This is a genomic window from Belnapia arida, assembly GCF_016773205.1.
GTDB classification, from domain to species: Bacteria; Pseudomonadota; Alphaproteobacteria; order Acetobacterales; family Acetobacteraceae; genus Belnapia; species Belnapia arida.
Map to the genome: position 1 here is coordinate 1 of NZ_JAETWB010000094.1, position 6,706 is coordinate 6,706.

Here is a 6,706-nt window from a genome sequence, read left to right on the forward strand (position 1 = left end):
GTCGAGGTTGATGGCAAGCTCGGTTGCAGGACCGAGAAGCGGCGAAGTCCGACGGACACATCGCTCCTCGAGAGCGTTAAATGATTGGGCGCCGTTTCGCGGAAACCATCAGGGTCCAGACGAGACCGGATAGCTGACTGCAGGCGACCGTGCTGCTAAAAAGCCGAGATGACCCACGTGGGGTGGGGCCGTCCATAGCTGTGTTCGGCCTCGTATGCGGCCGGTCTGGTCGCGGGCCCTGATGAGCTGCGCGGGACGAGGGGCAATCAGGTGAACGCGCTTGGGAGCGCACTGCGATAAACGGCCTCTCTCGCCATCGGCTCACCGGTCTCTCGCTGTCATCGTCGCTTCACCACCTTGGCCCCCGCCGGGTGCGGCGCCCGGCGAGCTCGGACGCGACCGCCTAGGCGGTCCCGGCTGTCGTGTAGGTCCCTCCCCTGGCCAGCAGGGCCCAGGCAATGCGGGCCATCTTGTTGGCCAGCGCCACAGCTGCGACCTTGAAGGGTCGCCTCGCCAGCCGGCGTGTGGCCCAGTCCGCTGCGTCCGGGCTGCGCCGAGCATAGCGCAGGCGGTTGGTGGCGCCGAGCACTAGCAAGCGGCGCAACATGGAGTGGCGTTGCTGGGAGATCCGGTCCAGGCGCTCCCGGCCACCGCTTGAGTGCGGCTTCGGGGTCAGGCCAAGCGAGGCCGCGAAGTGCCGCGCCGAGGCAAAGCCCTGCGGATTGGGCACCAGCGCAGCCAGGGCTGTCGCGCTGATCGCCCCGATGCCGGGGATGCTAGCCAGCCGCCGAGCCGTCTCGTCCCCACGGCATAGCGGACCATGCGGTTGTCGAGCCGCTCGATGCGTCCTTCCAAGGCTTCGATCTGCGCCACCTGCTCTCCCAGCGCCTCGCGTGCCAGATGGGGCAGCCGGCTATCCTCGTTGCCGCCCATGCGCAGCCTCGCCCAGACCTTGCAGTGTCGCTCGCCATGGATGGGGCGCGGCCGAGCACCTGGCGGATCTCTTTGACCAAGTCGGCATCCAACATCGGCCCGAACGGACCAAGACGCCGGGGCGGTGCCTGCCGGGCCGGTGCGCGGTGTCGATAGGCGGTGGCGCGCGCCACCTGCCAAGCCTGGTAGACCGCGGCGACGCCATAGGGCTTGCCGCTGTTGGGCGAGGTTGTGCGACTCATGGCTTCGACCTCCGCCGGGCCGAAGGGCGGCCAGCCTTCAGGGCGGTGCTCTTTGCCTCGAGCAGCTCGCGCTCCAGCAGCATCTCGCCGAGCTGGGCTTTGAGCCGCTCGCTCTTGAGGGCGTCCTCCACTGCCACCCCGAGACACCGCTTGAGGCCGAACCAATTCGATTGCGTCAACATGGACGTTCTGTTAATTGCGATTAAATCGCATTTTCAGGAGACAGTCTGTGTTGGGCATGGTCCACAGAGAGGCCTGGACATCGCTGGTTTCCAAGACCGTGCTATGTGTCCTTCAGGCATCGCCTGGTATCGCTACGATGCTTCTGGCCGAGGCGGCCGTTGCGCAAGAGCAGCCGGGGCCGCTCGCTATCGAGCTACCCCAGCTCAACGTGACCGGCACAGGCGAGAGCGCCTTCGGTCCGGTTCAAGGATATCGTGCCACGCGCTCTTCGACCGCGACGCGGACCGACACGCCGATCCGCGACGTGCCCCAAGGCATCACCGTCCTTCCGCGTGAGCTGCTCGACGACCAGCGCATCACCTCCCTCCCCGAGGCCGTGCGGCTCAGCCCGAGCGTGAATGGCGGTGACGGCTACTTCGCCAACTTTTTCGTCCGCGGCTTCGAGGCAACCCAGCTTCTGAATGGCGCACCTCGGCCCTTCGGCATCGTCAGCAACCGCCTCGGGAACGAGCTCGTCAATGTCGAGCGGATCGAGATCCTCAAGGGACCGTCCTCGATCCTGTACGGCACGGTTGCGCCAGGCGGGGTGATCAACCGGGTAACCCGCCGGCCGCTGCTCGACGGATCGCATCACAGCCTGACCGGGCAGGTGCGCAGCGACGGGCTCTACCGCACCGAGTTCGACACGACCGGCCCGATGGGCTCCGAGCGCAGCTTCGGCTACCGGATCACCGGCGCCATCGAGGCAGGGCGGACCTACCGCGATCTTTCGGAGGGCGAGCGGTACTTCATCGCCCCATCCTTCTCCTGGCAACCGAGCGCCGCTACGCGTGTCTTCGCGGATTTCTCGGCTGGATATGACAATCGCTTACTGGACCGCGGCTTGCCCCTTGATCCAATCCGCCGCCGCATTCCGCGGGTGTCACGCGACCGCAGCTACCAGGAGCCGAGCGATCGCAGCCGCTTCGAGGAATACTCCGCCCAGCTTCGGGTGGAGCACGATTTCACCAGCCGGCTCAGCGGCCAGCTACGCCTCGATTGGGGCCGCTCCCGTGAGGAGCGGAACGGACTGCACCAGCTCGGCAATGTCGGCGCCAACGGTCGCACAGTTGCACGGACTTACTCCCTGCTCGATAGCCGGACGGACTCCTATGGCGTGGACGGATTCCTCGCTTGGCGGTTCGAGACAGGGCCGGTCGCGCATCGCCTGGTAGTCGGAGCGGATGCACGTACTGTTCGCGGCAATCCCTTCATCAATGCCTTCTTCACGGCGTCGCCAATTGACCTGCTTGCCCCGGTCTACGGAAATGTCGCGGCCCCCCGCGCGACGAGCGCCTTCGCCACGGACTACGAGACGCGCAGCTACGGGCTCTATGCGCAGGACCAACTCTCGCTGTTTAACGACCGGCTGATGCTCCTGCTGGGCGCACGCTTCGACAACTACGACATCGAGGCCTTGGAATCCGCCGACATCCTCGTCTCCCCGGCCATTTCCCGCCGCGACCGGGCAAGCCGCATCTCGCCGCAGTTCGGCCTTGTCTACAAGCCGTTCCCCGAAGTCTCGCTCTATGCCAGCTACAGCGAGTCCTTCCGTGCCCCTACGGGATCCAGCAGTCTTGGACCTGGCCTCTTCCCACGCCCTGAAACCGGGGAGCAGATGGAGGCCGGCGTAAAGGCCGACCTGCTGGAAGACCGGCTTTCCGCGACCCTCGCCGTATTCCAGATCACCAAGCAGAACATCGTCACCGCGAACCCGGCCGACCCCAATTTCTCCATCCAGGTCGGCGAGGCGCGAAGCCGCGGCGTGGAGTTCGAACTGAATGGTCGGTTGGCGCCGGGCTGGAATGTCTTCGGCGGCGTCGCCTGGACCGACGCGGAGGTCACGAGCGATACGCGGTTGCGCACTGGCGCCCGCCTCCCTGAAGTTCCCCGCTTCGCGGCGAACCTCTGGAGCAGCTACGAATTCTCTCTGCGTGACGAACGCCAGCGCGTCGGCCTCGGCGGCGGCGTGTTCCATCGCGGCAACCGGTATTTCGACGCGGCCAACATCTACGCGCAAGGCGACTACACTCTGGTTAACCTGGCAGCCTGGTGGCGCTTCGGACCCGTCCTCGCTTCGCTCAACCTGAACAACCTGCTCAATGAGTACTACATCAGCGAGCGAACGGTGCCCGGCGCGGGCCGGACCCTGATTGGCCGGGTGACGGTGTCCTTCTGATGGATGGCGGCACCCGCTTGCCATCGGCCTCCGGGACGCGTCGGGGGGGCGGCCGTGCCCGCACCTGGTTCCTGATTCATTCCTGGCTCGGTTTCAAGCTCAGCCTCGTACTGGGGGTGATCTGCCTGAGCGGCAGCCTCGCTTCCGTCTCGCATGAGATCGACTGGCTGCTGACACCGACGCTTCGCTCGAGCGCGCCGCCATCGGCACCGATGGCTTGGGAGGCGGCAGGGGACGCGTTGGCTGCAGCATATCCTGGGGCCAGGATCGGCACCGTTCGCGCCCCTGAAGGACCAGGCTTCGCGGCCACGGCCATTGTCACGCTGCCCGATGGCCGCCAGCGGATCGCGCATCTCGATCCCTCTACCGGCTGTGTGCAGGGCGATGCCAGCCGGCAGACCGTGCAGCGTTTTCTCCGGGATCTGCATATGTGGCTGTTCATCACCAACAGTTGGGGGCTGGTGATTGTCTCGGCCTTTTCAGTTCCGCTATTGGCCTCGCTGGTGACTGGGCTGGTTGTCTACAAACGCTTCTGGCGCGGCTTTTTCCGACTACGCCTGCGGGCGGGATCAAGGGTACTGGTGGGCGACCTGCACCGGCTGATCGGGCTTTGGTCACTCTGGTTCGTCGCCGCCATCGGCGTGACGAGCTTCTGGTACCTGATCGAAGTGATCGGATACATGAACGGCCATCGCTTCGATCGTCCGGTGCCGGCCGTGCCCGCGCAAAGTCTCGCCGATCTCGGTGCCGCACCTCGGCCGCTCGGCTTGGGCGAGGTCACACGACTTGCGCGCGCCGCCTATCCCGGACTCCAAGTCGTCGCGGTTGTCACTGCCCGCTCTGTACGGGAACCGGTCGTGGTCTGGGGCCAGGACGCAGCTTGGCTCGTGCGGGAGCGCGCCAATGCGGTGCGCCTACATCCGGTGACTGGGGCCGTGCTCGACATTCAGCGCGGCGAGGCACTCACGCCCATGCAGCGCGTCGTGGAAACTGCCGACCCGCTGCATTTCGGCAATTTCGGTGGGCTGCCGGTCAAGCTGTTCTACTTCGTCTTCGGTCTAGGCCTCACGGGCCTCATCGTCAGCGGCGGCTGGCTCGCGCTGCGGCGAGGCACAAGGCTTTGGCGCGCAGCCGGCCTGTCCAAGACGGATAGTTGGCGCCTAGGGCGGTGGCGCTGGGCAAACATCGCTTTGCTTGGCACCGCGACGGCGCTGGCACCGGCTGCGCTGTCCGCTTGGGAAGATGGAGGCACGCCGCGCGACGTCGGCACCCGCGATCTTGGTCCCTATCAGGTGACGCTGCTTTGGCAGGAAAACGGTCCAGCGGCCCAGCGGGGCCTGCATCTGCGCCTCGACTGCGGCGGGTGCCTTGCCAACCTTCGCTCGGCCTGGCTGCGGACGGAGGGGCAGCCCGATCTACCCATCCGCCTCGCAAGTAGCCTTGGCAGCTCGCCGGTCGCACAGCATGGTCCCGACCGGGAACTCTCGATCGAGATAGAGGCATGGGATGGGATGCGCACGACAGCACGATGGGTGACCGATTAACGACCGCTTTGTTCCCAATGTACTGCGAGATATGCCACGGGCCGTGCCATCGGTACATAAAGCGGGCGCAAGTAGCCCGGCTGCGGCCGAGCCGTTACGTTATCCGGCATGCCCTTCACACACAACGCCGCCCGCCGCCATCGCATGCCGAAGGTCCGCTACCGGGTCCAGACTTGGCCGGCCTATGAGGCTGGCCTGACGCGGCATGGCGACCTGACCCTCTGGCTTGATGAGAATGCTTTGAGCGGTTGGCAGGCACCCCGACGGAGCACGCCGGCGGCCAAGCCCCGTACTCGGACGCGGCGATCGTGTTGGTGCTGATGCTACGGCTCGTCTTCCACCTCGCCTTGCGTCAGGCCGAGGGCTTCGCTGCGAGCCTGCTCCGGCTGCTGGCGTAGGAGCTGCACGTTCCAGGCCACACGACCTCGAGCCGGCGCAGCCGCAGCGTTGCCGGGCGTCAGCCGAAGGTCGTCCCGAACGGCCCGCTGCATTTGGTGATCAACAGCACCGGCGTGAAGCTGTTCGGCCAAGGCCGAGTGGGATGAGAAGAAGCACGGCCGAAGGTTCTGTTGCATCCTTGCGGCGCCGCCCTGAGCAGGTACAAGCCGCGGTATGGCGAGACGACGGGGAGTGGCCTCGGTAAGGCCGGATTAGGCCTCCAAGGGGCGACAGTTCACTGCTGAGGTGATCCTCTGGGCGGTCTGCTGGTACCTGATGTTCCCGGTCAGCCACCGTGACCTCGCACTCATGCTGGCCGACCGCGGCGTCGAGGTGGCGCATACCACGGTGTTCCGCTGGGTGCAGACCTTTGCGCCGGAGATCGAGAAGCGCCTCCGGCCGCACCTGCGCCTGAGCAACGGCTCGTGGAGAGTGGATGGGACCTATGTTCGGGTGAAAGGCCGATGGAAATACCTGTAACGCGCGGTCGACAGTCGTGGGCAGACCATCGCCTTTTTACTCTCGGCCAAGCGCGATGTCGAAGCTGCAAAGCTCTTCCTCCGCAAGGCGTTGCGGCAGCAGCATACGGTGAACCCGCGCACCATCACCGTGGACAAGAACCCAGCTTACCCGTGCGCCACGGCGGAGACGAAAGCAAACGACGAGCTGTGGCGCTTCGCCCGTCTACGCAATGCAAGTACCCTCCATAACATCGTGGAACAAGACCATCGGCGCTTGAAACACCTGGTCAGACCGGGGCTGGGCTTCGGCAGTTTCCACACCGCACGACGAACACTGGCAGGCTGCGAGGCGATGGCGATGATGAGGAAGGGGCAGGTTCGGGGAGTTGGCGATGATGAGGAAGGGGCAGGTTCGGGGAGTTGGCGGACGCGACATGCGGACCCGAGCAACCTTTGTCGCCGAGTTGTTCCAGGCCGCCGCCTGATCCGAAGCTTGCCGCGGATATCCGCAATCTGCCGCAAACTTCGCAACACAGCCCCAGCTCAACCATGGCACGAAATTCCGCGCTCTGACCGTGGTCGACATCTGGGGCCGTGAAGGCCTGGCAACCGAGGTTGGGCAGCGGCTCAAGGGGGAGCCTGTGGTCGAGGCGCTGAACCGCCTCGTCGGGCAGCAAGGTGCACCGA

Annotated in this window: 3 protein-coding genes and 3 pseudogenes; 4 read left to right on the forward strand and 2 right to left on the reverse strand. The window is 65.7% G+C overall.

The window, feature by feature from the left end:
* Positions 1 to 403: 403 nt before the first annotated feature.
* Positions 404 to 784: a transposase gene (locus tag JMJ56_RS36335; RefSeq protein WP_202835989.1), complete on the reverse strand. Its 381-nt coding sequence runs from the start codon at positions 782 to 784 to the stop codon at positions 404 to 406.
* 125 nt (positions 785 to 909) lie between these two features.
* Positions 910 to 1,300 (reverse strand): annotated as a pseudogene (locus JMJ56_RS35945) (IS3-like element ISMtsp5 family transposase); the annotation flags it as partial.
* Positions 1,301 to 1,494: 194 nt separating this feature from the next.
* On the opposite strand from JMJ56_RS35945, the gene JMJ56_RS32325 reads away from it, so the two are divergent.
* From JMJ56_RS32325 to JMJ56_RS32340, 4 genes and pseudogenes are all read left to right on the forward strand, one after another.
* Positions 1,495 to 3,576: a TonB-dependent siderophore receptor gene (locus tag JMJ56_RS32325; protein WP_202835986.1), complete on the forward strand. Its 2,082-nt coding sequence runs from the start codon at positions 1,495 to 1,497 to the stop codon at positions 3,574 to 3,576.
* Positions 3,576 to 5,120, forward strand: a complete 1,545-nt coding sequence (locus JMJ56_RS32330; protein ID WP_202835987.1) for a PepSY-associated TM helix domain-containing protein — start codon at positions 3,576 to 3,578, stop codon at positions 5,118 to 5,120. The genes JMJ56_RS32325 and JMJ56_RS32330 overlap by 1 nt, the downstream gene beginning before the upstream one ends.
* A gap of 248 nt (positions 5,121 to 5,368) precedes the next feature.
* Positions 5,369 to 5,665, forward strand: a pseudogene (locus JMJ56_RS35950) (transposase).
* Between the two features lie 139 nt (positions 5,666 to 5,804).
* Positions 5,805 to 6,419: pseudogene (locus tag JMJ56_RS32340) on the forward strand (IS6 family transposase); the annotation flags it as partial.
* Between the last annotated feature and the right edge of the window lie 287 nt (positions 6,420 to 6,706).

What these genes read in the sequence shown, in the direction of transcription:
- JMJ56_RS32325 (WP_202835986.1), top strand. Translation starts at nt 1,495, where the DNA reads ATGCTTCTGGCCGAGGCGGCCGTTGCGCAAGAGCAGCCGGGGCCGCTC.
- JMJ56_RS32330 (WP_202835987.1), top strand. Translation starts at nt 3,576, where the DNA reads ATGGATGGCGGCACCCGCTTGCCATCGGCCTCCGGGACGCGTCGGGGG.